1 protein-coding gene is annotated in these 913 nt (G+C 78.0%); it reads right to left on the bottom strand.

Annotated features, from left to right (window positions below):
- Positions 1–15 precede the first annotated feature (15 nt).
- Positions 16–913: phosphopantetheine-binding protein (locus NBW84_RS21400; RefSeq protein WP_250286796.1), on the bottom strand; the 898-nt coding region annotated here is incomplete at its 5' end.

The raw sequence follows: 913 nt of genomic DNA, 5'->3' as shown, positions 1-913 counted from the left end.
GGTGGACATGTGAGCTCAGCCTCCGTACGGGGTGGTCAGCTCGTTGTCGAGCACGTCGAACAGTTCGTCGTCGTCGGCCGACTGGAGATCCGCCAGGTCACCGGCGAGGGAGCCGCCCGCGCCGGCGGGCCGGCGGCCGTCCCAGACCTGGAGGAGCTGCCGCAGCCGGACCGCGACCCGTTCGTGGGCGTCGGGGTCGGTGGCGGCGTCGGGCGCGGTCGTTAGGACGGTGCCCAGCCGGTCCAGCACGTCGGTGAGCGATTCCCGCTGGGACGGGACGGCCGCGCTCCCGGCACCGCCGTGCGCGGCCGGTACGAGCAGGGTGCGCAGGTGCGCGGTCAGCGCCGCCGGGGTCGGATGGTCGAACAGCAGCGTGCTCGGCAGCCGCAGCCCGGCGGCCGCGCCGAGCCGGTTGCGGAACTCCACCGCGGTCAGTGAGTCGAACCCGGACGCGAGGAACCCGCGGTCGGCCTCGATCACCGCCGCGTCGGCGTGGCCGAGCACGGTCGCCGCGGTCGTGCGCACCAGGCCGAGCAGGATCCGCTCCCGCTCGTCCTCGGGGCGCCCGGCGAGCCGGTCGGCCAGCGACCCGCCCGCTCCCGTCCGCGTGCCACCGCCGCCTGTACCGTCCGGGCCGGCCGGCCCGCCATGGCCGCCGCCGGCACCGGCGGCGCGGCGGACGGCCGCGCGGGACCGGCCGCGCAGCACCGCCGGCCGGTCCTCGTCCTGGGTGAAGGTGTCCCCGGTGAAGGTGTCCCCGGCGAAGGCGTCCCGGGTGGAGGGGCCCGGGCCGAAGGAGTCCCGGTCGATCCGGGCCGGCACCACGGCCGGGTGCGCGCCGGTGAGCGCGGCGTCGAACAGGGCCAGCGCGGTCTCGGTGGGCAGCGGCAGCACCCCGCCGCGGCCCAGCCGC

It is taken from the genome of Protofrankia sp. CiP1_Cm_nod2 (assembly GCF_920664355.1).
In the GTDB taxonomy this organism is placed as follows: Bacteria; Actinomycetota; Actinomycetes; order Frankiales; family Frankiaceae; genus Protofrankia.
Note: the sequence above shows the minus strand (reverse complement) of the source record. Positions and strands in the feature narration are given on the sequence as shown.